The organism is Pseudoalteromonas sp. 19-MNA-CIBAN-0066, from assembly GCF_040308705.1.
Taxonomy (GTDB): Bacteria; Pseudomonadota; Gammaproteobacteria; order Enterobacterales; family Alteromonadaceae; genus Pseudoalteromonas; species Pseudoalteromonas nigrifaciens.
This window is the reverse complement of sequence record NZ_JBEONZ010000400.1, coordinates 1-239: the sequence shown is the minus strand read 5'-3', so window position 1 is coordinate 239 and position 239 is coordinate 1. Positions and strand designations below refer to the sequence as shown.

The window sequence follows — 239 nt, the reverse complement described above, 5'->3', positions numbered from 1 at the left end:
ATGTTACAAAACGAATTACCTTTAGAAAAAAAGCAAAACAAAGATATTGCTAAAATTTTAAAGTCGTATGACTTACCAACCACAGTTGATACGCTAATACTTACGCAAGCATTGCGCCGTGTTGATATAATTCCTAAAGAATTAGCGCTTATGCAAGCTGCAAACGAATCTGCATGGGGCACTTCGCGTTTTGCACGTATTGGCCTTAACTTTTTTGGTCAGTGGTGTTACACAAAAGG

General features: G+C 37.7%; 1 protein-coding gene. It reads left to right on the top strand.

Features of this window, described 5'->3' with window-relative positions:
* Nucleotides 1–239, top strand: a 239-nt coding sequence (locus tag AAEZ18_RS19595; protein WP_352256125.1) for a glucosaminidase domain-containing protein, incomplete at both ends; no start/stop codon positions are given.